This window comes from Acinetobacter tianfuensis (genome assembly GCF_003611465.1).
Taxonomy (GTDB): Bacteria; Pseudomonadota; Gammaproteobacteria; order Pseudomonadales; family Moraxellaceae; genus Acinetobacter; species Acinetobacter tianfuensis.
Genome location: NZ_RAXV01000086.1, coordinates 1 through 1,235, shown reverse-complemented (window position 1 = coordinate 1,235; position 1,235 = coordinate 1). Strand labels below are relative to the sequence as shown.

Genomic DNA, 1,235 nt, shown 5'->3' with positions numbered 1-1,235 from the left:
TGGACTGCCACCACTCTCCTAGACATAAGATAGCCTCATTTTGAAGCTGCCTCGAATGCTTCTGGGCTCATTCCGTCGAGATGCGAATGACGCCTGATTCGATTGTAAAACATCTCGATATAATCAAACACATCTGCACGCGCTATTTCTCGTGTTTTATAGATCCTCTTTTTAATTCTTTCCTTCTTTAAGCTACTAAAAAAGGATTCTGCAACAGCATTGTCCCAACAGTTTCCACGACGACTCATACTCGGAATTAAATTATGCTTCTGACAGAATTTCTGCCAGTCTCCGCTACTATATTGTGAGCCTTGGTCTGAATGTATGAGCACAGGTTCATTGGGTCTGCGTCGCCATACCGCCATTAAAAGTGCATCCAAAACGATATCCTTGGCAAGCGTAGGTTTCATTGACCAACCGATGACTTTCCTTGAATATAAATCGAGAACCACAGCCAGATATAACCAGCCTTGCCAGGTGCGTATGTAGGTAATATCAGTTACCCACGAGGTATCAGGTGTGTTTACAACAAATTCTCGATTTAAATGGTTAGGTGGCACAATCTGAGGACGACCACGACCATAGCTTTTATGCTTCTTATATCCTCGAATAGCAGAAATGCCATTGTTCTTCATGATCTTCAGCACACGATTAGGCCCACAGCTTTCACCTAGCTCTTTAAGATCTAGCGTGACGCGACGATAACCGTAGATGCCATAACTGGCATCATAAGAAGAGCGGATGAGCTGCAATAACCGCTTATCTTCAATAGTCCTGCCTGATTCGGGTTCATGCAACCAAGCATAGTAACCAGCACGAGCGATCTTAAGAACCCTGCACATCGTTTTGATCTTAAACTGATGGCTGTATTCCAGGATAAACTGATACTTTACTCGGGCAGGCTTGCAAAGTACCTTGCGGCCTTTTTTAAGATGTCCCGTTCCTCTTCAGTCTGTTTAAGCTGACTTTTAAGGCGAAGGATTTCTTTCTTTGCCTCGAGCAGTTCATGTTCATCAGGGCTGTTGCGTAAAGGTTGCACTGCCTTTAGCCATTTATAAATGCTGTGTTGTGATACGCCTAAACGTTCTGCGACATCAGTGACAGAATATCCACGTTCAGTAATCAATTTAACAGCTTCATCTTTAAATTCAGGGGTGTATCGTTGTCCACTCATAATGTTCTCTCCTATGCAAAAAGAATAGACGATATTTGTCTAGAAGAGTGGTGGCAGTCCA

Annotated in this window: 1 protein-coding gene; it reads right to left on the bottom strand. The window is 43.2% G+C overall.

Annotation, left to right across the window (positions count from 1 at the left end; genetic code table 11):
• Positions 1–35: 35 nt before the first annotated feature.
• Positions 36–1,174, bottom strand: a protein-coding gene (locus D7V32_RS16935; protein ID WP_120403935.1) for an IS3 family transposase whose coding sequence is annotated in 2 segments (ribosomal slippage) — positions 36–916 and positions 916–1,174 — 1,140 coding nt in all. Because the reading frame shifts where the segments join, the coding sequence is not laid out codon by codon here.
• Positions 1,175–1,235: the final 61 nt, after the last annotated feature.